Below are 22514 nucleotides of genomic sequence, written 5' to 3' on the forward strand. Positions count from 1 at the left end.
AGCCGCTGCCGGTCGCAGCGGCTGCGACCCCGCCGCGCCGGCGCCTCAGAACATGAACTGTTCGCTGAGGATGCGCTCTTCCAGGTTGTGTTCGGGATCGAACAGCAGCGTCACCCGGCGCTCGCGCGATTCGCGGATCGTCACCTCGACCACGTCGCGGGTCTCGTGCGAATCGGCGGTCACGCTGACCGGGCGCTTGTAGGGATCGAGCACGCGGAACCGCACTTCGGTATCGGCCTTGAGGATGGCCCCGCGCCAGCGCCGCGGCCGGTAGGGTGCCAATGGCGTCAACGCGATGGTGTGCGACCCCAGCGGCAGGATCGGGCCGTGCGCCGAGTAGTTGTAGGCGCTGCTGCCGGCCGGGGTGGAAACCAGCACGCCGTCGCAGATCAGCTCCTCCACCCGGGTCTGGCCGTTGAGGTCGATGCTGATGTGCGCGGCCTGGCGGGTCTGCCGCAACAAGGAAACGTCGTTGTAGGCCAGCGAACCGGTGGTGGTGCCCGATTCGGTCTGCGCCAGCATCTCCAGCGGATGCAGGTGCGCCGGTTCGGCCTGGGCCAGGCGCGCGACCAGGTCGTCGTCGCGGTACTGGTTCATCAGGAAGCCCACGGTGCCGAGCTTCATCCCGAACACCGGTTTGCCCATGCCGCCATGGCGGTGCAGGGTCTGCAGCATGAAGCCGTCGCCGCCCAGCGGGCACAGCACGTCGGCCTGCTCGGGCTCGCAGTCGCCATAGCGCGCGGCCATGTCCGCGCGGGCGCGTTGCGCGGGTTCGGCAGCGCTGGCGAGAAAGGCGATTCGTGGGGAAACGGTCATCGTCGGCTCCGGCGTAGGTGGCGAGCATAACCCGGCGCCGGAAAGACGACAGCCCCGCCGGGGGCGGGGCTGTCGTTGCGACATCGTGCGATGGCGGCGGCGCGCGCATCGTGCGCAGACCGCCGCCGCGGGGCCTCAGCTTCCGTGGGAAGCCAGCTGCCCCAGGCGCTGCACCGCCACCGACACCGTCGGGTAGTCGAGCGTCTTCTGCTCGGCCAGTTCCTGCAGCATCGACAGGGTGAAGCGCAGGCTGCTGTCGTCGCGGCCGATCCAGGCCGCGACCTTGGCTTCGGCGCTGCCGCCCTTCACCGACAGCACCTGGCTGGCCAGGGTGCGCTGGTGCGCGGCCAGTTCGTCGCGCAGCACGCCGCGTGCCACCGCATGCCAGCGGCCATTGACCTCGAGCGCGTCGATCTGCTCGAACAGCCACGGCAGCTGCAACGCGTCGCCCAGGCGGAAGTGGATCTTGGACACATCCACCGGCTTGAGCTTGCGGGTCCGGGCCAGTTCGATGATGTCGAACGCCGGTTCCAGGAAATGCAGCTCGGCCAGCTGCTGCGCCAGCGCCGGCGGCAGCCCCTTGTCCTTCCACTGCTGCACCAGCGCCTCGTAGGTGGGGCGCTGCGAATCCGGCAGCACGCCCGAGGCGACGCGGATGTCGTTGAACGGGCCCTGGTAGCGGTTGACCGCCTCGGTGATGCCCGGCATCGCGCCGGGGCGGAACAGCAGCCAGCGCACGAACGAGCGCTGCAGCTTCCAGATCACTTCCAGCGCATCGACCTGCACCGACTCCGGCACCTTGCCGTCGAGCGCGTCGATCTGCGCCCACAGCGCCCGCGCGTCCAGCGTCTCGCGGCTGATGGTGTAGGCCTTGGCGACCTCGGCCACGGACCGGCCGGTGTCCTCCTGCATGCGCATCAGGAAGGTGGCGCCCATGCGGTTGATGGTCTGGTTGGTCACCGCGGTGGCGATGATCTCGCGCTTCAGGCGGTGCCGCTCCATCGCGTCGGCGTACTTCTTCTGCAGCGGTGCCGGGAAGTAGCGCAGCAGCTCCTTGGACAGGTACGGGTCCTCGGGGATGTCCGATTCCAGCAGCTGCTGGAATGCCACCAGCTTGGAATAGGACAACACCACCGACAGTTCCGGACGGGTCAGGCCCAGGCCACGCGCCTTGCGCTGGGACAGTTCGGCGTCGGACGGCAGGTACTCGATCTGGCGGTCCAGCAGGCCCTGCTGCTCCAGCGTGCGGATGAAGTGCTGCTTGGAACCCAGGCGCTTGGCGCTCATCCGCTCCATCAGGCTGATGGCCTGGTTCTGGCGGTAGTTGTCGTTGAGCACCAGGCTGGCGACCTCGTCGGTCATCGACGCCAGCAGCTTGTTGCGCGCGTCCATGGTCAGCTTCTTCGAGCGCACCACGTCGTCGAGCAGGATCTTGATGTTCACCTCGTGGTCGGAGGTGTCCACGCCGGCCGAGTTGTCGATGAAGTCGGTGTTGAGCAGTACGCCGGCCTGCAGCGCGGCTTCGATGCGGCCGAGCTGGGTCATGCCCAGGTTGCCGCCCTCGCCCACCACCTTGCAGCGCAGCTCGCCGCCGTTGACGCGCAGCGCGTTGTTGGCGCGGTCGCCGACGTCGCTGTTCTGCTCGCTGGAGGCCTTGACGTAGGTGCCGATGCCGCCGTTCCACAGCAGGTCCACCGGCGCCTTGAGGATCGCGCTCATCAGTTCGTTCGGCGACAGTGCCTTGACGTTGTCGTCCAGGCCCAGTGCCGCGCGTACCTGCGGGGTGATCTCGATCGACTTGAGCGAACGCGGGTACACGCCGCCGCCCTTGCTGATCAGCTTGGCGTCGTAGTCGGCCCAGCTCGAGCGCGGCAGCTTGAACAGGCGCTCGCGCTCGACGAACGAGGTGGCCGAATCCGGGTTCGGGTCAAGGAAGATGTGGCGATGGTCGAACGCGGCCACCAGGCGGATGTGGCGCGACAGCAGCATGCCGTTGCCGAACACGTCGCCGGACATGTCGCCGACGCCGACCGCGGTGAAGTCCTGGCTCTGGCTGTCGTGGCCCAGCGCACGGAAGTGGCGCTTGACCGACTCCCACGCGCCGCGCGCGGTGATGCCCATGCCCTTGTGGTCGTAGCCGACCGAGCCGCCGGAAGCGAACGCATCGCCCATCCAGAAGCCGTGCGCCACGGCCAGGCCGTTGGCGATGTCGGAGAAGCTGGCCGTGCCCTTGTCGGCCGCCACCACCAGGTACGGGTCGTCCTGGTCGTGGCGCACCACGTCCAGCGGCGGCACGATCTTGTTGTCGACGATGTTGTCGGTGATGTCCAGCAGGCCCTGGATGAACAGCTTGTAGCAGGCCACGCCCTCGGCGAACCAGGCGTCGCGGTCCAGCGCCGGGTCCGGCAGGCGCTTGGCGTAGAAGCCGCCCTTGGCGCCGACCGGCACGATCACCGTGTTCTTCACCATCTGCGCCTTCACCAGGCCCAGCACCTCGGTGCGGAAATCCTCGCGCCGGTCGGACCAGCGCAGGCCGCCACGGGCGACCGCGCCGAAGCGCAGGTGGGTACCTTCCACGCGCGGGCCGTAGACGAAGATCTCGCGGTACGGACGCGGCTTGGGCAGGTCGGGCACCAGCGCCGGGTCGAACTTGAAGCTGATGCAGTGGCCGTACTCGCCGTCCCGGGTCTGGTAGTAGCTGGTACGCAGGGTCGCGTCGATCGCGCCGATGAAGCTGCGCAGGATGCGGTCCTCGTCCAGGCTGGAGACGCGGTCCATCAGCTTGAGCAGCGCATCGCGGGTGGCTTCCATCTGTGCCGCGCGGCTGCCCTTGCGGGCATCGATGACCGGCTTGAGCGCCTTCAGCGTGGCCTCGTCGCCGGCGGCCAGCACGCCCAGCTGGGCGCTCAGGCGGGCCTGGCCCTCGGCGATCTGGGCCTTGCTCTCGTTGCCGGTGGCCGGGTCGAAGCGGGCCTCGAACAGTTCCACCAGCAGCCGCGCCAGCAGCGGATAGCGGGCGAAGGTGGCTTCCACGTAGCTCTGCGAGAACGGCACGCCGGTCTGCAGCAGGTACTTGCAGTAGCCGCGCAGCATCGATACCTGGCGCCAGTCCAGCGCCGCGGCCAGCACCAGCCGGTTGAGGCCGTCGTTCTCGGCGTCGCCGTGCCACACCCGGGCGAAGGCTTCGCCGAAGGCGGCGTCGACGCTGGCCGCGTCGATCTGGCCGGCCACCGACTCGACCTCGAAGTCCTGGATGTAGACCGGGGCGTCGTCCACCTGCAGCAGGTAGGGACGCTCGGCGATCACGCGCAGGCCCATGTTCTCCATCATCGGCAGCGCGTCGGACAGCGGGATGTCGTCCAGCTGGCGATACAGCTTCAGGCGCAGGCCGTTGCCGCCGTCGCGCGGCACCGACTGCAGGCTCAGCCGCAGGTCGTCCGGGCCGGTCAGCGCGGCCAGCTGGCTGACGTCGTTGGCGGCGACCTCGGTGGTGGAATCCTCGATGTAGCCGGCCGGCAACGCACGGCCGATGCGGGTGGCGATGCTCAGCCCCGCGGTCTCGCCGTGGCGGGCCACCAGCGCTTCGCGCAGGTCGTCGTTCCAGTTGCGCAGCACGTGCGCCAGGCGCTCTTCCAGGTCGGTGGTGTCGAACTCGAGGACCTGGCCGGCCTTCGGGCGCACGATCAGGTGCACCTGCGCCAGCGGCGATTCGCCCAGCACCACGCTGCTGTCGATGTACTCGCCCTGCAGCGCGTCCTTGAGCATGGCCTCGATGCGCAGGCGCACGTCGGTGTTGAAGCGCTCGCGCGGCAGGTAGACCAGCGCGGAGATGAAGCGGCTGAACTTGTCGCGGCGCAGGAACAGGCGGCTGCGCACGCGTTCCTGCAGGCCGAGGATGCCGATCGCGGTGCGGTACAGCTCGTCCTCGCTGGACTGGAACAGCTCCTCGCGCGGCAGCGTTTCCAGGATGTGGCGCAGCGCCTTGCCGCTGTGGCTGCTGGAGGTCAGCCCGGACTTGTTCATCACGTATTCGTGGCGCCGGCGCACCAGCGGGATCTCCCACGGGCGACGGTTGTAGGCGCTGGAGGTGAACAGGCCGAGGAAGCGCTGCTCGCCGATGATGCGGCCCTTGGCGTCGAATTCCAGCACGCCGATGTAGTCCATGTAGCCGGAGCGATGGATCCGCGAACGGGCGTTGGTCTTGGTCAGGATCAACGCGTCCTTCAGCCCGGTGGTGGTGTTCAGGCCCTGCGCGGCCAGCGTCTTGACCGGGCGCGCGGCGGACTTGTCCTTGCCGCGCATCAGGCCCAGGCCGGTGTCGTTCAGCGGCGCCAGCACTTCTTCCTTGCCCTGCTTCTCCACCTTGTATTCGCGGTAGCCGAAGAAGGTGAAGTGGTTGTCCGCCGCCCAGCGCAGGAACTCCTGCGCCTCCCGGCGTGCGGTATCGTCCACCGGCAACTGGCGGCTGCCCAGGTCTTCGGCCAGCGCGCCCATCTTCTCGCGCATCGGCGCCCAGTCCCTGACGATGCCGCGCACGTCCTCCAGCACCTTGCGGATGTCGGCTTCCACCTTGGCCATGTCGGGTGCCGGCTGGCGGTCGATCTCCAGCAGCATCATCGACTCGGGCCTGCCCTCGCCCACGGCCGTCAGCTTGCCGGCCCGGTCGCGCTGCACCAGCAGCACCGGGTGGCCCAGCACGTGCACGCCGATGCCGCGCTCGGCCAGCGCCATGCTCACGGTGTCGACCAGGAACGGCATGTCGTCGTTGACGATCTGCAGCACGGTGTGCGGCGACTCCCAACCGTTGCCCTTCAGGGTCGGGTTGAACACGCGCACGTTGGCCTGGCCGGCCTTGCGCACCCGCGCGAACTCCAGCATGTCCGCGGCCAGGGCCGCCCAGCCGTCGGCCGAATGGTGCGGGAACTCGTCCGCTTCCATGCGCTTGTAGAAGTCCCCGGCAAACGCCACTGCCTGCGCCTGGGCAGCCGCCGGATAGCGCTTCCGCAAAGCCGTGAACACCGGTTCTAGAGAAAAGCCGACAGGCGATACGATCTGCTTGTCGGCCGGTTTGGGTTTGGACTTCGCGGACTTGGCAACGCTATTTTGCGGTTTCATGGCGGAGCGAGGGGTGATGCTCGGTTTGGGGAAAACGAAATTGTAGCCCTCCTGCATCAAACTGCCTTGCTGCAGGACGGCAATATTCATCTGCGATTTTTCATCTCCGGCAAACCGCATGAAGAAAAAATCCGCCGCGCCGTCGGCTACCGATGCGCACGCATGATTGCCGCCGCCGCAAACCGCCGCCCCTCCACGCTGCCGCTCGTCCGCTCGCCGCCGCACGGCCGCTGCCGGCGGCCGCAACAACTGCTGTATTAATTCTGAACTGGACGGTATAGTCCACCCCCTGTGCAAACGCCCCCCGTCATCGACAGCGCCATGGACGCGCGCGACCAACGCGTGTTCGATGCCGTGCGCGACCTGCTCGCGGTCCAGGGCATGCGTTTGAGCATGGACGCGGTCGCCACCCAGGCCGGGTGTTCGAAACAGACGCTCTACAGCCGCTACGGCTGCAAGCGCGATCTGCTGCGCCGGGTCATGCAACAGCACGTGTCCACCGCCACCGCCGGTCTTTCGGTGGAGGAAGGCTCCGACCTGCGGGAAACCCTGCTCGGTTTCGCCATCGGTTATCTCGAAAACAAGAGCCGGCCGCAGGTGCTCCAGGCCCGCCAGCTGCTGCTGTCCGAGGCGCGGGCATTCCCCGAGGAAACCCAGGCGCTTTACCGCGGCGGCGCCGTCGCGCTCCACGCTCACATTGCTGAATGGATGGCAACCGCCATTCGCCAGGGCCGCCTGCGTCATGACGACCCGCACTTCATGGCCGAACTGCTACTCAGCATGATCGCCGGGCTGGATTTCGAACGACGGTGCTTCAACGCCCCCCATCGCGACGACGCGGCTTCGCGGCGTCGCTGGGCCGAGTTCTCCATCGACGGCTTCCTGCGCGCGTTCGCGCCGGAGCCGGCTACCCAGATGACGTCGCACACCAATACGCAAACAAACACTCCCCGGAGTTATTCCTGATGATCGCCCCGCTCCGCAATCTCGCCCTTACCTGCGCCGTCGTCGTCGCGCTGGCAGCCTGCAAACAGCCGGAACAATCCGCTCCGCCGCCGCCGGAAGTCGGCGTGGTCGAGGCGAAACCGCAATCGTTGCCGCTGCAGCGCGACCTGGTCGGCCGGCTGTCGCCATTCCGCTCGGCCGACGTGCGCGCCCGCGTGCCCGGCGTGCTGCTCAAGCGCGTGTACGAGGAAGGCAGCGAGGTGAAGGAAGGCCAGGTCCTGTTCCAGATCGACCCGGCGCCGTTGCGTGCCGCGCTGGCCGCGGCCGAAGGCCAGCTGGCGTCGGCGCAGGCGAACTACGCCAACGCCAAGTCGATGGCCGAGCGCGCCCGCACCCTGGCGCCGCAGTCGTTCGTGTCCAAGTCCGACCTGGACAACGCCGAGGCCGCCGAGCGCAGCGGCGCGGCCGCCGTGCAGCAGGCGCGGGCCGAGGTCACCAGCGCCAGGATCAACCTGGGCTACGCCAGCGTGACTTCGCCGATCAGCGGCCGCGCCGGCAAGCAGCACGTCACCGAAGGCGCGCTGGTCGGCCAGGGCGACGCCACGCTGCTGACCACCGTCGACCAGATCGATCCGCTGTACGTCAATTTCTCCATGGGCGTGGACGAGCTGTCGCAGCTGCGCCAGGCGCAGAGCCAGGGCGCGGTGGCGCTGGAAGGCAATGGCAAGTCCACCATCCAGGTGCTGCTGGCCGACGGCAGCACCTATTCGCACCCGGGCACGCTGGACTTCTCCGACACCACCGTCGACCCGGCCACCGGCGCGGTCTCGCTGCGTGCGCAGCTGCCCAACCCCGACCGGGTCCTGCTGCCGGGCGCATTCGTCACCTTCCAGGCGACCCTGGGCCAGCGCAACAACGCCTACCTGGTGCCGCAGCAGGCGCTGCAGCGCGATACCGCCGGCGGCTACGTGTTCGTGGTCGGCGAGGACGGCAACGTGGCCCGCAAGAACGTCATCGTCGACGGCCAGCAGGGCAGCGACTGGCGGATCTCGGCCGGGCTGGAGCCGGGCGACCGGATCGTGGTCGCCGGCGTGCAGAAGGTGAAGGAAGGCGCGCCGGCCAAGGCCACCCCGTGGCGGCCGCAGGCCGATGCCCAGCCGGACGCGCAGCAGCCCGACGCCGACGCGCCGACCCAGCCGCAGCAGTAACGGACCGCTCCCATGCCTAAATTTTTCATTGAACATCCGGTCTTCGCCTGGGTGGTCGCGATCCTGATCTCGCTCAGCGGCGTGATCTCGATCCTCGGCCTGGGCGTGGAGTCGTATCCCAACATCGCTCCGCCGCAGGTAACGGTCAGCGCCACCTACCCCGGCGCCAGCGCCGACACCACCGAGAAGTCGGTCACCCAGGTGATCGAGCAGCAGCTGACCGGCATCGACCACCTGCTGTACTTCAACTCCTCCTCGTCGTCCTCCGGCCGCGCCAACATCACCCTCACCTTCGAGACCGGCACCGATCCGGACATCGCCCAGGTGCAGGTGCAGAACAAGGTGTCGCTGGCGACGCCGCGATTGCCCACGGAAGTGACCCAGCAGGGCGTGGTGGTGGCCAAGGCCAACGCCGGCTTCCTGATGGTGGTGGCGCTGCGTTCGGAGAATCCGTCAATCGACCGCGATGCGCTCAACGACATCGTCGGTTCGCGCGTGCTCGACCAGATCTCGCGCATCCCCGGCGTCGGCAGCACCCAGCAGTTCGGCGCCGAGTACGCCATGAACATCTGGCTCAACCCGGAGAAGCTGCAGGGCTACGGGCTGTCCGCCAGCGAGGTGTTGGCGGCCATCCGCAACCAGAACGTGCAGTTCGCCGCCGGCTCGGTGGGTTCGGACCCGGCGCCGGACGGCCAGGTGTTCACCGCCACGGTATCGGCCGAAGGCCGCTTCAGCTCGCCCGACCAGTTCGAGGACATCATCCTGCGCGCCGACCAGGACGGCTCGATGGTGCGCCTGAAGGACGTCGCCCGCGTCGCCTTCGGCGCCTCCAGCTACGGCTTCGACACCCAGTACAACGGCAAGCCCACCGGTGCGTTCGCGATCCAGCTGCTGCCCGGCGCCAACGCGCTCAACGTGGCCGAGGCGGTACGCGCCAAGATGGACGAACTGCAGCCCAGCTTCCCGCAGGGCGTGGAGTGGTTCTCGCCGTACGACAGCACCACCTTCGTCAAGATCTCGATCCAGGAAGTGGTCAAGACCCTGTTCGAGGCGGTGCTGCTGGTGTTCCTGGTGATGCTGATCTTCCTGCAGAACCTGCGCGCCACCATCATCCCCACGCTGGTGATCCCGGTGGCCCTGCTCGGCACGTTCCTGGGCATGAGCATGATCGGCTTCACCATCAACCAGCTGACGCTGTTCGCGATGGTGCTGGCGATCGGCATCGTGGTCGACGACGCGATCGTGGTGATCGAGAACGTCGAGCGCATCATGAGCGAGGAAGGCCTGCCGCCGAAGGCCGCGACGCAGAAGGCAATGACCCAGATCACCGGCGCGGTGGTGGCCATCACCGTGGTGCTGGCGGCGGTGTTCATCCCCAGCGCGCTGCAGGGCGGCGCCGCCGGCGAGATCTACAAGCAGTTCGCGCTGACCATCGCCATCGCGATGGGCTTCTCGGCGTTCCTGGCGCTGGGCTTCACCCCGGCGCTGTGCGCGACCTTCCTGAAGCCGACCCACAACGAGAACCCGAACTGGGTGTTCCGCACCTTCAACAAGTACTACGACCGCGTCAGCCGTACCTACGTGGGCCACATCGGCAGCGCGATCCGCCACGCGCCGCGCTGGATGGTGATGTTCGTGGTGCTGGCGGCGCTGTGCGGCTTCCTGTTCACGCGCATGCCCGGCAGCTTCCTGCCCGAGGAGGACCAGGGCTACGCGCTGGCCATCGTGCAGCTGCCGCCCGGCTCGACCAAGTCCCAGACCAACGAGGCCTTCGCGCAGATGCGGGCCATCCTGGAAAAGCAGGACGCCTACATCGGCATGATGCAGGTGGCCGGCTTCAGCTTCCTGGGCTCGGGCGAGAACGTCGGCATGGGCTTCATCCGCCTCAAGCCGTGGGACGAGCGCAAGGTCACCGTGCCCGAGTTCATCCAGCAGATGAACGGCGCCTTCTACGGCATCAAGGAAGCCGGCATCTTCGTGGTGAACCTGCCCACCGTGCAGGGCCTGGGCCAGTTCGGCGGCTTCGACATGTGGCTGCAGGACCGCGGCGGCGCCGGCTACGAACAGCTGACGCAGGCACGCAACGTACTACTGGGCAAGGCCGGCGAGCGCTCGGACCTGCTCACCGGCGTGCGCCCCAACGGCCTGGAGAACGCACCGCAGCTGCAGCTGCACGTGGACCGGGTGCAGGCGCAGGCGATGGGGCTGTCGGTCACCGACATCTACAGCTCGATCCAGCTGATGCTGGCGCCGGTGTACGTCAACGACTTCTTCTACCAGGGTCGCATCAAGCGCGTGACCCTGCAGGCCGACGCGCCGTACCGCACCGGTGCCGAGTCGCTGCGCAGCTTCTACTCGCCCAGCGCGCTGGCCAGCAGCGACAGCGGCACGCCGCTGATGATCCCGCTGAGCAACGTGGTGAAGTCGGAATGGATCTCCAGCCCGCCCTCGCTCAGCCGCTACAACGGCTATTCGGCGATCAACATCGTCGGCTCGCAGGCGCCGGGGCGCAGCTCCGGCGAGGCGATGCAGGCGATGGAGGAGATCGTCGTCAACGATCTGCCGGCCGGCTTCGGCTACGACTGGAGCGGCATGTCCTACCAGGAAATCCTGGCGGGCAACTCGGCGACGCTGCTGCTGGTGCTGTCCATCGTGGTGGTGTTCCTGTGCCTGGCGGCGCTGTACGAGAGCTGGTCGATCCCGGTCGCGGTGCTGCTGGTGGTGCCGCTGGGCGTGCTGGGCGCACTCTGCTTCTCGATGCTGCGCGGCCTGCCCAACGACATCTACTTCAAGATCGGCATGATCACGGTGATCGGCCTGGCGGCCAAGAACGCGATCCTGATCGTGGAGTTCGCGGTCGAGCAGCGTGCCGCGGGCAAGACCCTGCGCGAGGCGACCATCGAGGCGGCGCACCTGCGCTTCCGGCCGATCCTGATGACCTCGTTCGCGTTCATCATGGGCGTGATCCCGATGGCCATCTCCACCGGCGCCGGCGCCAACGCCCGCCACGCCATCGGCACCGGCGTCATCGGCGGCATGCTGTTCGCCACCCTGCTGGGCCTGCTGCTGATCCCGGTGTTCTTCGTGGTGGTGCGGCGCATGCTCGGCGACAAGATGGACGAGCCCTCGCGCGAGTACCTGGAACAGCACCAGGTGCACGGCAACCAGCAGGATCGCTGAGCGGCGATCCCGCTCCGCAACGACGAGGCCCCGGCATCCCCGGGGCCTCGTCGTATCCGGGACCTGTCCGAGGGGTTCGCGACTGACGTCGCTCCTACAACGACCGGGAGCCCCTGTAGGAGCGACGTCAGTCGCGAGCTTTTCCAGCGCAACCGGGCGCCCCGGAAACGCGCTGCCCCCCTGCCAGCAAAAAGCTCCGGCACGCGCCGGGGCTTTCTTCACGATGCAACAGCCTGCGTTCCAGCGCTGCCGCCACGCGGCAGGCTGGAGCGCGGCGCCGGCTTCAACGCAGCCCGGTCTCGTTGCGGGCGATCACCAGGCGCTGGATTTCCGAGGTGCCTTCGTAGATCTCGGTGATCTTGGCGTCGCGGAAGTAGCGCTCCAGCGGCATTTCCTTGGAGTAGCCCATGCCGCCGTGGATCTGCACCGCCTGGTGGGTGATCCACATCGCCGCTTCCGAGGCGGTCAGCTTGGCGATGGCGGCCTCGTTGCTGAAGCGCTGGCCCTGGCCCTTGGTCCAGGCCGCGCGCAGGGTCAGCAGCAGCGCCGCGTCGAGCTTGCACTTCATGTCGGCGATCTTGGCCTGGGTCATCTGGAAGGTGCCGATCGGGGCGCCGAACGCCTTGCGCTCCTGCACGTAGGCGATGGTCGCCTCGTAGGCGGCGCGGGCGATGCCGATCGCCTGCGAGGCGATGCCGATGCGGCCGGCGTCGAGCACGCCCATGGCGATCTTGAAACCCTCGCCTTCCTTGCCGAGCACGTCTTCCGGGGCGACCACGTAGTCGGCGAACTCGATCTCGCAGGTGGCCGAGGCGCGGATGCCCAGCTTCGGCTCGGTCTTGCCGCGGTGGAAGCCGGGCTTGTCGGTGTCGATCATGAACGCGGTGATGCCGCGCGCGCCCTTGTCCGGGTCGGTCATCGCGAACAGCACGATGTACTTGGCGACCGGGCCGGAGGTGATCCAGCTCTTCTTGCCGTTGACCACGAAGCTGCCGTCGGCCTGCCTGACCGCGCGGCAACGCATCGCGGTGGCATCCGAACCGGACTGCGGCTCGGTCAGCGCGAAGGCGCCGATGGCCTTGCCCTCGGCGATGGCGCGCACGTACTTCTGCTTCTGCTCCTCGCTGCCGTGGGTCAGGATGCCGTTGCAGAACAACGAGTTGTTGACCGACACGATGGTCGAGTGCGCGGCGTCGCCGGCGGCGATCTCGACCATGGCCAGCACGTAGGCGATCGGGTCCATGCCCGCGCCGCCGTACTCGGCCGGGACTTCGATGCCCATCAGGCCGTTCTCGCCCAGCAGCTGGATGTTCTCCAGCGGGAACTCGCCGGTACGGTCGTGATGTTCGGCGCTCGGCGCGATCCTGTCCTGCGCGATGCGGCGCGCCACGTCCTGAATCATCAATTGTTCTTCGGTGAAACTGAAATCCACAGCACCCTCCCGGGAAATTGGTGGGCGAATTGTACCCAGCCGCGATTCGGCGGCCTATGCGACTTGACCCGGCCACCGCGCGGGAACAAAATATCTCTATATCGCGATAGGTGGATATTTATGGATCTGGAAGACTGGTCGACCCGATTGAAGGTGTTCGCCGATGCGACCCGGGTGCGCCTGCTGACCCTGCTGGAGCAGGAAGAACTGACCGTGGCCGAACTGTCGGCGATCACCACGCTGGCGCAGCCGCGGGTGTCGACCCATCTGGCGCGGCTGAAGGAAGCCGGGCTGGTGCGCGACCGCCGCGCCGGGGTTTCCGCGTACTACCGCTTCGACGAGGCCGCGCTGGATCCGGCGCAGCGCGCATTGTGGCATGCCCTGAGCAGCGGCAGCGACGATCCGCTGCTGCGCCAGGACGCCGAGCGCGTGCCCTCGGTGCTGGCGATGCGCGCGGCCGACCAGAACTGGGCCGACAGCGTCGCCGGCGACATGGAACGCCACTACTCGCCGGGCCGCACCTGGGAGGCGCTGGCGCGCAGCGCGCTGCCGCTGCTGGAAACCGGCGACGTGCTCGACATCGCCTCCGGCGACGGCGTGCTGGCCGAACTGCTGGCGCCGCACGCGCAGCGCTACGTCTGCATCGACACCAGCGCCCGCGTCGTCGCCGCCGCCAGCGAGCGCCTGCGCCGGCTGGCCAACGTCGAGGTGCGCGAGGGCGACATGCACGCGCTGCCGTTCGCCGACGGCAGCTTCGACCTGGTGGTGCTGATGCACGCCCTCACCTACGCCAGCAAGCCGGCGCAGGCGGTGGCCGAAGGTGCGCGCGTGCTGCGTCCGGGCGGCCGGCTGATGCTGTGCAGCCTGGCCCGGCACGAGCACAAGGCCGCGGTCGAGGCTTACGGCCACGTCAACCTCGGCTTCACCGACAAGGAACTGCGCCGGTTCGTCGACAAGGCGGGGCTGAGCATCTCCAGCCTGGAGACCGTGACCCGCGAGAAGCGCCCGCCGCATTTCGAAGTGATCTCGCTGATCGCCCACAAGCCCTGAGCCGCCGGAGCCCCTTCCCATGCGTCCCCTTCCCTGGCTCCATCCCGAGCGCGCCGACAAGCTGCAGCAGGCGCTGGCCAGCCGCATCCTGGTCATCGACGGCGCGATGGGCACCATGATCCAGCGCCACGGCCTGCAGGAAGCCGATTACCGCGGCGAGCGTTTCGCCGAAGGTTTCGACAGCCGCCACGCGCACGGCCCCGGCTGCGGCCACGACCTGAAGGGCAACAACGACCTGCTGCTGCTGACCCGGCCGGAACTGATCGCCGGCATCCACAGCGCCTACCTGGAAGCCGGCGCCGACCTGGTCGAGACCAACACCTTCAACGCCACCTCGATCAGCCAGGCCGACTACCACCTGGAACACCTGGTGTACGAGTTGAACAAGGCCGGCGCCGCCGTCGCGCGCGGCTGCTGCGACGCCGCCGAGGCGCTGACGCCGGACAAGCCGCGCTTCGTCATCGGCGTGCTCGGGCCGACCAGCCGCACCGCCTCGATCAGTCCGGACGTCAACGATCCCGGCTTCCGCAACACCAGCTTCGACGAACTGCGCGCCACCTACCGCGAGGCCATCGACGGCCTGATCGACGGCGGCGCCGACACCCTGATGGTGGAAACGATCTTCGACACGCTCAACGCCAAGGCCGCGCTGTTCGCGATCGAGGAGGCCTTCGAAGCGCGCGGCGGACGGCTGCCGGTGATGATCTCCGGCACCATCACCGATGCCTCCGGGCGCACCCTGTCCGGGCAGACCGCCGAGGCGTTCTATGCCTCGGTCGCGCACGGCCGGCCGCTGTCGGTCGGGCTCAACTGCGCGCTGGGCGCCAGCGAGCTGCGCCCGCACGTGGAGACCCTGGCCACCGTGGCCGACAGCTACGTCAGTGCCCACCCCAACGCCGGCCTGCCCAATGCGTTCGGCGAATACGACGAAACCCCGGAAGAAATGGCCGGCACGCTGAAGGAATTCGCCCAGTCCGGCCTGCTCAACCTGGTCGGCGGCTGCTGCGGCACCACGCCGGCGCACATCAAGGCCATCGCCGACGCGGTGGCGGGCATCCCGCCGCGGCGCCTGCCGCAGGCGCTGGAGCAGGCGGCATGAAGAAACCCATCGTCGTCCCCGCGCAGGCGGGAGAGGCTTCGCACTGCCACAAGGCGCCTCCCGCCTGCGCGGGGACGGCGGATGCCTTGCCCGCATTTCCCACGACCTGACCTGCCGCCGATGTCCTCCCACGCCCGCCACACCCGCCTGTCCGGCCTCGAGCCGCTGGTCATCACCCCCGACCTGCTGTTCGTCAACGTCGGCGAGCGCACCAACGTCACCGGCAGCGCGCAGTTCCGCAAGCTGATCAAGGAGGACCGCTACGAGGAAGCGGTGGAAGTGGCGCGCCAGCAGGTGGCCAGCGGTGCGCAGATCCTCGACGTCAACATGGACGAGGGCCTGATCGATTCCGAGAAGGCGATGACGCGCTATCTCAACCTGATCATGTCCGAGCCCGACATCGCCCGCATCCCGGTGATGGTGGACTCCTCCAAGTGGAGCGTGATCGAGGCCGGTCTGAAATGCCTGCAGGGCAAGAGCGTGGTCAACTCGATCTCGCTGAAGGAAGGCGAGGAAACCTTCATCGAGCACGCCCGCAAGGTACTGCGCTACGGCGCCGCGGCGGTGGTGATGGCCTTCGACGAGGACGGCCAGGCCGACACCTGCGCGCGCAAGGTGGAGATCTGCACCCGCGCCTACCGCATCCTCGTCGAGCAGGTCGGCTTCCCGCCGCAGGACATCATCTTCGACCCCAACATCTTCGCCGTCGCCACCGGCATCGAGGAGCACGACAACTACGCGGTGGACTTCATCGAAGCCACCCGCATCATCAAGCGGACGCTGCCGCACTGCCACGTGTCCGGCGGCGTGTCGAACGTGTCGTTCTCGTTCCGCGGCAACGAGACCGTGCGCCAGGCGATCCACTCGGTGTTCCTGTACCACGCGATCAAGGCCGGCATGGACATGGGCATCGTCAACGCCGGCGCCATGCCGATCTACGACGACCTGGACCCGGAACTGCGCGAGCGCGTGGAGGACGTGATCCTCAACCGCCGCAGGGACGGCACCGAGCGGCTGCTGGAGATCGCCGAGCGCTACAAGGGTCGCAAGGGCGAGAAGAAGGTCGAGGACCTGGCCTGGCGCGAAAAACCGGTCCGCGCCCGGCTGGCGCACGCGCTGGTGCACGGGCTGGACGCCTGGGTCGAGGAAGACACCGAGGAGGCCAGGCAGCAGGCCACGCGGCCGCTGGACGTGATCGAAGGCCCGCTGATGGACGGCATGAACGTGGTCGGCGACCTGTTCGGCGCCGGCAAGATGTTCCTGCCGCAGGTGGTGAAGTCGGCGCGGGTGATGAAGAAGGCGGTGGCCTACCTGCTGCCCTTCATTGAGGCCGAGAAGCTGCGCACCGGCGACACCGGCAAGAGCAACGGCAAGATCGTGATGGCCACGGTCAAGGGCGACGTGCACGACATCGGCAAGAATATCGTCGGCGTGGTGCTGGCCTGCAACAACTTCGAGGTGATCGACCTGGGGGTGATGGTGCCGGCGCAGAAGATCCTGGACGTCGCGCGCGCCGAGAACGCCGACCTGATCGGCCTGTCCGGCCTGATCACCCCGTCGCTGGAGGAAATGAGCCACGTGGCGCGCGAGATGCAGCGCCAGGGTTTCCAGCTGCCGCTGCTGATCGGCGGCGCCACCACCTCGCGCGCGCATACCGCGCTGAAGATCGACCCGCACTACCAGGCGCCGACGGTCTGGGTGAAGGACGCCTCGCGCGCGGTCGGCGTGGCGCAGTCGCTGATCTCGCTGGAACTGCGCGCCGCCTTCGTCGCCGCCAACGACGCCGACTACGCCGAGATCCGCCAGCGCCACCGCAACCGCGGCGACGCCAAGCGCCTGGTGTCGCTGGAACACGCCCGTGGCCAGCGGTTCGACGGCGACTGGGCCAGGCATGTGCCGCCGGCGCCGAAGCAGCCCGGCCTGCACGTGTTCGACGACTATCCGCTGGCCGAGCTGGTCGACGTGATCGACTGGACGCCCTTCTTCCAGGCCTGGGAACTGGCCGGCAAGTTCCCGGCCATCCTCGGCGACGAGATCGTCGGCCCCCAGGCCAGCGAGCTGTACCGCGACGCGCGCGCGATGCTGGAGCGCATCGTCGCCGAGAAGTGGCTGACCGCCAGGGCGGTGTTCGGGATCTGGCCGGCCAACAGCATCGGCGACGACGTGCGCGTGCGGCACCCGCAGGGCGAAACCACCCTGCACTTCCTGCGCCAGCAAGTGGACAAGCCGGCCGAGCGCCCCGACTTCTGCCTGGCCGACTTCATCGCTCCGGAAGACAGCGGCAGGGACGACTGGATCGGCGCATTCGCGGTCACCGCCGGGATCGGCATCGAGCCGCACCTGGCCCGCTTCGAAGCCGACCACGACGACTACAACGCGATCCTGCTCAAGGCACTGGCCGACCGCCTGGCCGAGGCGCTGGCCGAGCGCCTGCACCAGCGCGTGCGCACCGAATTCTGGGGCTATGCCGACGGCGAGGCGCTCGACAACGAGGCACTGATCGCCGAGAAGTACGTCGGCATCCGCCCCGCCCCCGGCTACCCGGCCTGCCCCGAGCACAGCGAGAAGCAGACGCTGTTCGCGCTGCTCGACGCCGGCAACAACGCCGGCATGACCCTGACCGAAAGCTTCGCGATGCTGCCGACCGCGGCGGTGTCCGGCTACTACTTCAGTCACCCGCGGAGCCAGTACTTCGTGGTCGGGCGGGTGTCCAAGGAACAGGTCGCCGACTATGCCCGGCGCAAGGGAGTGGAGCGGGTGCAGGCGGAAAGATGGTTGGCTTCCAACCTGGACTACGATCCGGAATAACATTGCCGCTGAAGGCGGGAAGATCCGGGCGCGTGGCGACGCGTTCGCCATCCTGGCGCCCGACTCCATTGCGGCGCGGTTGGCTTCCAACCTGGACTACGATCCGGAATAACATTGCCGCTGAAGGCGGGAAGATCCGGGCGCGTGGCGACGCGTTCGCCATCCTGGCGCCCGGCTCCATTGCGGCGCGGTTGGCTTCCAACCTCGACTACGACCCGGAATAACGTTGCCGCCGAAGGCGGGAAGATCCGGGCGCGTGGCGACGCGTTCGCCATCCTGGCGCCCGGCTCCATTGCGGCGCGGTTGGCTTCCAACCTCGACTACGGCCCGGAATAACGTTGCCGCCGAAGGCGGGAAGATCCGGGCGCGTGGCGATGCGTTCGCCATCCTGGCGCCCGGTTCCGTTGCGGCGCGGCTGGCCTCCGACCTCGACTACGGGGTCCCGGAGGAAGGACACGGCATGACCGCTGCGTCAGGAAGGTCGAAAGGAGCGCCATGTCTCCCCTTTCCGTGTCTCCTGCGATTTTTCAAGGCTCTTCGCCCGCATGCCGGGAAATACGTTCCAGCGGGGAATACGTTCCAGAGACCTGTCCGGAAAGCTCGCGACTGACGTCGCTCCTACCGTAGGAGCGACGTCAGTCGCGAGCTTTCCGGACCGAAGCATGCGCCTCCGGGAACCCGCCCCTTCCGCAGATCGGCAGGGAACCGGGTTTTTGCTGTTGGGCGCTTCGCCCTTCCCCTCGTCCGCCCTTCGGGTACCCCCGCCTTCGCGGAGGCAGGTTCGCCTTCCCCGGGGAGAAGGAAAGCGTCCCAAGCACGCTACCGATCGGCTCGCGTTCCCGGCATCGGATCGCGTTTTCGGCACAAGTACTGCCCGTGCCGGGTGGCAGGACCACCCGGCGCAGGGCGATGGCGCGATCAGAACGCGGCGCTGAGCGTCAGCATCGCCTGCCGCGGTGCGCCCGGCAGCAGCGTGGCGTAGGTGCCATCCGGGTCGGAGACCACGAAACCGTTGGTGCCGATGGTGGCGAAGTAGCGCTTGTCGGTCAGGTTGGTGACGTGCAGCGCCAGCTGCAGCTCCTCCAGCGCGCCGAGGCGGCCGAAGTTCCACGAGCCGCCGGCGTTGGCCAGCCAGAACGACGGCACCCCGGAATCGTTGGAATAGGTGTAGTAGCGCTTGCCGGTGTAGTTGGCGCCGAGGTTCAGTTCCAGCGGGCCGCGCGACCAGGTCAGCGACGTGGAGAACATCTCCTTCGGCGTGTTGACCGTCTGCCGGCCGGCGATCTCCACCAGCGTGGTGCCGTTGAGGTAGTCGGAGTCGTAGGTCGATTCGTTCCACGACAGCGTGTTGTGCCAGCGCAGGCCTTCGACCGGCGTCCACACCACGGTCGCCTCGGCGCCCTTGCTGGTCACCGAGCCGACGTTGGCGAACGCCGACGGACAGCCCTGGATGCCCGAGCACTGCGCCACCGTCAGCAGGCGGTTCTCGAACTTGACGTGGTACAGCGCCAGCGACGCCTGCAAAGTCCGCTGCGAATGGCGGAAACCGGCCTCCACCGTGCGGCTGCGCTCGGGCTTCAACTGCCCGGCGAACGCGTCGAACGCCTCCTGGGTGGTGGCGAACGGACCGGTGATGCCGGCCTGGAACGCGGCCATGTTCTCGGCGTAGGAGGCGAACAGTTCGTTGCTTTCGCCCAGGCGGAAACTGGCGCCCAGCTGCGGCAGGAAGTTGTCCTTGGCGGTCAGCTCGCCCTCGGCGTAGCGCGAGACGAAGCTGCCGTCGGGAATGCGCGACTCGATCTCCACCCGCGGGCTCTTGAAGCCGACGTCCAGCGACAAGCGCCCATCGAGCAGGGCGATGGTGTCCTTCAGGTAGAACTGGCGCGTCTTGACGTCGAAGTTCTGGTAGAACTGGCGGATGTCCGGCCCGCGCAGGAAGAAGCCGTCGTCGATCGGGCCGTTGATGAAGTAGTAGTTGCGCTGCACGGTATGGCCGTTGTCCTCCAGCCACAGGCCGCCCTCGATGCTGTGGTTGCCGAGGGTCCAGTCCAGCGCGGCGATCAGGCCGCTGCGGTCGATGCCGTACTCGGTGGTGCGCAGCGAGATCGGCACCTCGGCCGAGGAAGGCACATACGGGGTGAACCAGTGGCCCTGGCCACGATTGGTGTGGTGGTACAGCGTGGTGCGCAGGCGCACGTCCTGGCCCAGGCCGAAATCGCCGGACAGCCCCAGCACGCCGTCGTCGCGCAGGCCGCGGGCGTCGTAGTAGGCGTCGTCCAGGTTGTCGACGCCGCCGCTGAAGACGCCATTGGCCGCGTCCACCGCGCGCTGCCAGTCGGGGCGGTAGTTGTCCCAGTCCCAGCCCAGCCGGCGCTGCGAATCCAGCGACAGGTCCTGGTAGTCGTTCTCGTTGCGGTGCGAGGTGGTGGCCAGCAGGCTGATGCGGTTGTCGCCGAAGTCGTACAGCGCCTTCAGGTTCACCTGCTCCTGCTTCTGCTCGCCCTCGCCCTTCCACTTGTCGGTCTTCGAAGTGATGCCGGACAGGTACATGGCGAAACCCTTGTGGTCGCCGCTGTCCATCCGCGCATAGGTGCGGCGGGTGGCGTCGCTGCCCAGCGTCTGCGACAGGCGCACGCCGAACTCGGGCAGCGGATCGGCTGAGAAGAACTGGATGGTGCCGCCGAGGTTGCTGGTCGAGGCGGTGTTGACGCCGCCGATGCCCTCGGCCAGTTCGGCGCCGGCCAGGTTCTCGGAGATCAGCGCACGGCTGATGTGCAGGCCGTTGTTGTTGCCGTAGCTCATGTCGCCCAGCGGAATGCCGTCCAGGGTGAAGCCGAGCTGGTTCTGGTTGAAGCCGCGCAGGCTGATCCGCGCCGACCATTCGTAGGCGCCGAAGGCATCGGCGGACTGGAAGTTGACGCCCGGCAGGTCGGCCAGCAGCTTCAGCGGGCTGGTGCCCGGCGGCAGCGCGTCGATCCGCTCGGCCGACAGCCGCTGCACCTGCCGGGTCTCGCCCAGCCCGATCACCGACACCGTGTCCAGCATCTGCGCGCTGGCGGTGCCGGCGGCATCGGGACCGGGATGGTCCTGGGCAAGCGAGGGGGATGCGTGCAGTGCGGCCAACACGGCCAGCGTCATCGAACTCTTCTTCAGCATGGTGGACTCTCGGGTATGACGATGGCGGGCCGCCATGGGCCCGTCCGCATCGAGGTGGTGGGAAATGGCGCCGTAGGAAGCGCCGGCATCGGCAGATAACCGGGGCATGGTGTGCAGCGCGAATGACAGCCGCATGGCGGGCGATTGACGTTTCCGCGAAAGCCCGTTGCGGTCAGGGCAGCAGCGCCCGTCCTTCGGCCTGCGGCAGCTGCACGCCCATCAGCCGCGCCAGGGTCGGTGCGACGTCGCGCATGTCGATACGCCCCAGTTCCCGCTGCGGTACGCCCTTGCCGGCGACGACGAAGATGGCATCCATGTCCGCCTGCTCCGGCGAGTAGCCATGCATGCCGCGATAGCTGCTGTCGGCGAGCATCGGTGCGGCCGGGTCCCGGCCCATCTGGTAGCCGGGCTTGAACAGCAGCAGGTGGTCGGCCGGCGCACCGCCCAGCCGGGCGATGCCGGCCGCGTCCAGTACCTGTTCCACACCATTGGCCGGATCGGCGGCGATCCCCGCCAGCAGGCCGTCGACCGCGGCACGCGTGGCGGCATCGCCGGGGTCGCGCAGCACCACCGCCACGCTGCCGGCCGACGGCCAGATCGAGGCCTTCCAGTCCTCGACCTTGCCCTGCCCGTCCATGCGGATCAGGCCGGCCTGGACGAAGGCGCCGATCAGGTTGACGTCCTTGTGCAGCGGCGCGAAGCCGTGGTCGGACACCAGTGCCACCACGGTGTCGGGATCGGACTGGCGCAGCACGGCCACCAGTTCGCCGACCGCACGATCCAGACGCGTCAGTGCCTCGCGCGCCTGCGGCGAACCGGCGCCGTGGCGGTGTTCCTCGTGGTCCAGCCCGGCGAAATAGACCGTCATGAAACCGGGCCGTCGCGTCTGGAACAGGCGCGCGGCGAAACGCGCGCGCCGCTCGTCGCCTTCGACGCTCTCGTCGATGCCGTCCGGATACTCGCCCAGTTCGCTTTCCAGCGCCGGCAGCAGGCCGGGGGTGGCCAGCGCCGCCAGCAGCTTGCGGTCGTCGGGCATGCCGGTGCGCCAGATCTGCGGCAGGTTGGCGTCCACCGGCGCACCGACACTGACCGGCCAATGCACGTTGGCAGTCGTCCGGCCGCCGCGGCGGGCCGCCTGCCACAGGGTTTCCACCTGGAAATCGGCGGCATACCAGTACCAGCCGAGCTGGTTCTTGAACTCGGGATCGAAGGTCAGGTTGCTGCCGATGCCGTGTCGCGCCGGCGACGCGCCGGTGATGAGGGTGGCATGGCTGGGATAGGTCAGGGTCGGCATCACCCCGCGCACCCGCCGCGCATGACTGCCTTCGCGCACCAGCGCACGCAGGTTGGGCAGCGCGACGGCGTCGTCCGCGGTGGCGTACAGGTCGTCCGGGCGCAGGCCGTCGATCGAGATCAGCACCATCGGCGCCGCCTGCGCCGCGACCGCGGCCAGCGCCACCGCCAGCGCGAATGCCGCCTTCATCCATATCCGTCGCATTTCCTTCCTTCCGCTGCGCCACCCGTCGTGGCCGCGGGCATTGAAGGCGACGACGATGAAAGCGGCATGACAACGCCGGCGTCCCTTCGCGGTCGAAGCCATCGGACAGGACGGCTTGCGCACACGAACGGACAGGCGCCACGCGCCGCCATCTGTCATCCTTGCCGTCCCCACCCCACGCCCGCACCCGGGCCGGAACACGCAATG

At 68.2% G+C, this 22514-nt stretch carries 12 protein-coding genes; 7 read left to right on the forward strand and 5 right to left on the reverse strand.

The features are described from left to right. Nucleotides 1-45: 45 nt before the first annotated feature. Both OK345_RS13250 and OK345_RS13255 read right to left on the reverse strand, forming a co-directional pair. Nucleotides 46-816 (reverse strand): NAD kinase, encoded by a 771-nt coding sequence (locus tag OK345_RS13250; protein WP_265128455.1) that lies wholly within the window; start codon nt 814-816, stop codon nt 46-48. 135 nt (nt 817-951) lie between these two features. After that, on the reverse strand, nt 952-5931 hold the full coding sequence (locus OK345_RS13255) for an NAD-glutamate dehydrogenase (protein WP_265128456.1): 4980 nt from the start codon (nt 5929-5931) through the stop codon (nt 952-954). Nucleotides 5932-5997: 66 nt separating this feature from the next. Here OK345_RS13255 and OK345_RS13260 point away from each other — a divergent pair, with 66 nt between their 5' ends. From OK345_RS13260 to OK345_RS13275, 4 genes are read left to right on the forward strand one after another with little or no spacing between them, the layout of a single operon-like run. Then, the gene (locus OK345_RS13260) at nt 5998-6192 is read left to right on the forward strand and encodes a hypothetical protein (RefSeq protein ID WP_265128457.1); all 195 of its coding nucleotides are present in this window, start codon (nt 5998-6000) and stop codon (nt 6190-6192) included. Between the two features lie 60 nt (nt 6193-6252). Then, nucleotides 6253-6897: a TetR/AcrR family transcriptional regulator C-terminal domain-containing protein gene (locus OK345_RS13265; protein WP_265128458.1), complete on the forward strand. Its 645-nt coding sequence runs from the start codon at nt 6253-6255 to the stop codon at nt 6895-6897. After that, nucleotides 6897-8084, forward strand: a complete 1188-nt coding sequence (locus OK345_RS13270; protein WP_265155061.1) for an efflux RND transporter periplasmic adaptor subunit — start codon at nt 6897-6899, stop codon at nt 8082-8084. The genes OK345_RS13265 and OK345_RS13270 overlap by 1 nt, the downstream gene beginning before the upstream one ends. Nucleotides 8085-8096: 12 nt before the next feature. Then, nucleotides 8097-11264: a multidrug efflux RND transporter permease subunit gene (locus OK345_RS13275; protein WP_265128459.1), complete on the forward strand. Its 3168-nt coding sequence runs from the start codon at nt 8097-8099 to the stop codon at nt 11262-11264. A 283-nt stretch (nt 11265-11547) separates the two neighbouring features. Here the strand turns inward: OK345_RS13275 and OK345_RS13280 are convergent, their stop codons facing one another. Continuing rightward, complete coding sequence (locus OK345_RS13280) at nt 11548-12696, reverse strand: acyl-CoA dehydrogenase family protein (protein WP_265128460.1); 1149 nt, start codon at nt 12694-12696, stop codon at nt 11548-11550. A 120-nt stretch (nt 12697-12816) separates the two neighbouring features. Between OK345_RS13280 and OK345_RS13285 the strand changes: the two genes are divergently transcribed. From OK345_RS13285 to metH, 3 genes are all read left to right on the forward strand, one after another. Continuing rightward, nucleotides 12817-13746, forward strand: coding sequence for an ArsR/SmtB family transcription factor (locus OK345_RS13285; RefSeq protein WP_265128461.1), 930 nt, complete (start codon nt 12817-12819; stop codon nt 13744-13746). 19 nt (nt 13747-13765) lie between these two features. Continuing rightward, on the forward strand, nt 13766-14845 hold the full coding sequence (locus tag OK345_RS13290; RefSeq protein ID WP_265128462.1) for a homocysteine S-methyltransferase family protein: 1080 nt from the start codon (nt 13766-13768) through the stop codon (nt 14843-14845). A gap of 120 nt (nt 14846-14965) precedes the next feature. Beyond that, nucleotides 14966-17653: a methionine synthase gene (metH, locus tag OK345_RS13295; protein WP_265128463.1), complete on the forward strand. Its 2688-nt coding sequence runs from the start codon at nt 14966-14968 to the stop codon at nt 17651-17653. 918 nt (nt 17654-18571) lie between these two features. Here the strand turns inward: metH and OK345_RS13300 are convergent. Then, on the reverse strand, nt 18572-20809 hold the full coding sequence (locus OK345_RS13300; RefSeq protein WP_265128464.1) for a TonB-dependent receptor: 2238 nt from the start codon (nt 20807-20809) through the stop codon (nt 18572-18574). 172 nt (nt 20810-20981) lie between these two features. Continuing rightward, complete coding sequence (locus OK345_RS13305) at nt 20982-22292, reverse strand: alkaline phosphatase family protein (RefSeq protein WP_265128465.1); 1311 nt, start codon at nt 22290-22292, stop codon at nt 20982-20984. Nucleotides 22293-22514: the final 222 nt, after the last annotated feature.

Source organism: Xanthomonas chitinilytica, from assembly GCF_026107455.2.
GTDB lineage: Bacteria > Pseudomonadota > Gammaproteobacteria > Xanthomonadales > Xanthomonadaceae > Stenotrophomonas > Stenotrophomonas chitinilytica.

Excerpts from the sequence above, each read along its gene's own strand:
- OK345_RS13255 (WP_265128456.1), bottom strand. The coding sequence starts at position 5,931 with ATGAAACCGCAAAATAGCGTTGCCAAGTCCGCGAAGTCCAAACCCAAA.
- metH (WP_265128463.1), top strand. The coding sequence starts at position 14,966 with ATGTCCTCCCACGCCCGCCACACCCGCCTGTCCGGCCTCGAGCCGCTG.
- OK345_RS13300 (WP_265128464.1), bottom strand. The coding sequence starts at position 20,809 with ATGCTGAAGAAGAGTTCGATGACGCTGGCCGTGTTGGCCGCACTGCAC.
- OK345_RS13265 (WP_265128458.1), top strand. The coding sequence starts at position 6,253 with ATGGACGCGCGCGACCAACGCGTGTTCGATGCCGTGCGCGACCTGCTC.
- OK345_RS13285 (WP_265128461.1), top strand. The coding sequence starts at position 12,817 with ATGGATCTGGAAGACTGGTCGACCCGATTGAAGGTGTTCGCCGATGCG.
- OK345_RS13270 (WP_265155061.1), top strand. The coding sequence starts at position 6,897 with ATGATCGCCCCGCTCCGCAATCTCGCCCTTACCTGCGCCGTCGTCGTC.
- OK345_RS13305 (WP_265128465.1), bottom strand. The coding sequence starts at position 22,292 with ATGAAGGCGGCATTCGCGCTGGCGGTGGCGCTGGCCGCGGTCGCGGCG.
- OK345_RS13275 (WP_265128459.1), top strand. The coding sequence starts at position 8,097 with ATGCCTAAATTTTTCATTGAACATCCGGTCTTCGCCTGGGTGGTCGCG.
- OK345_RS13290 (WP_265128462.1), top strand. The coding sequence starts at position 13,766 with ATGCGTCCCCTTCCCTGGCTCCATCCCGAGCGCGCCGACAAGCTGCAG.
- OK345_RS13250 (WP_265128455.1), bottom strand. The coding sequence starts at position 816 with ATGACCGTTTCCCCACGAATCGCCTTTCTCGCCAGCGCTGCCGAACCC.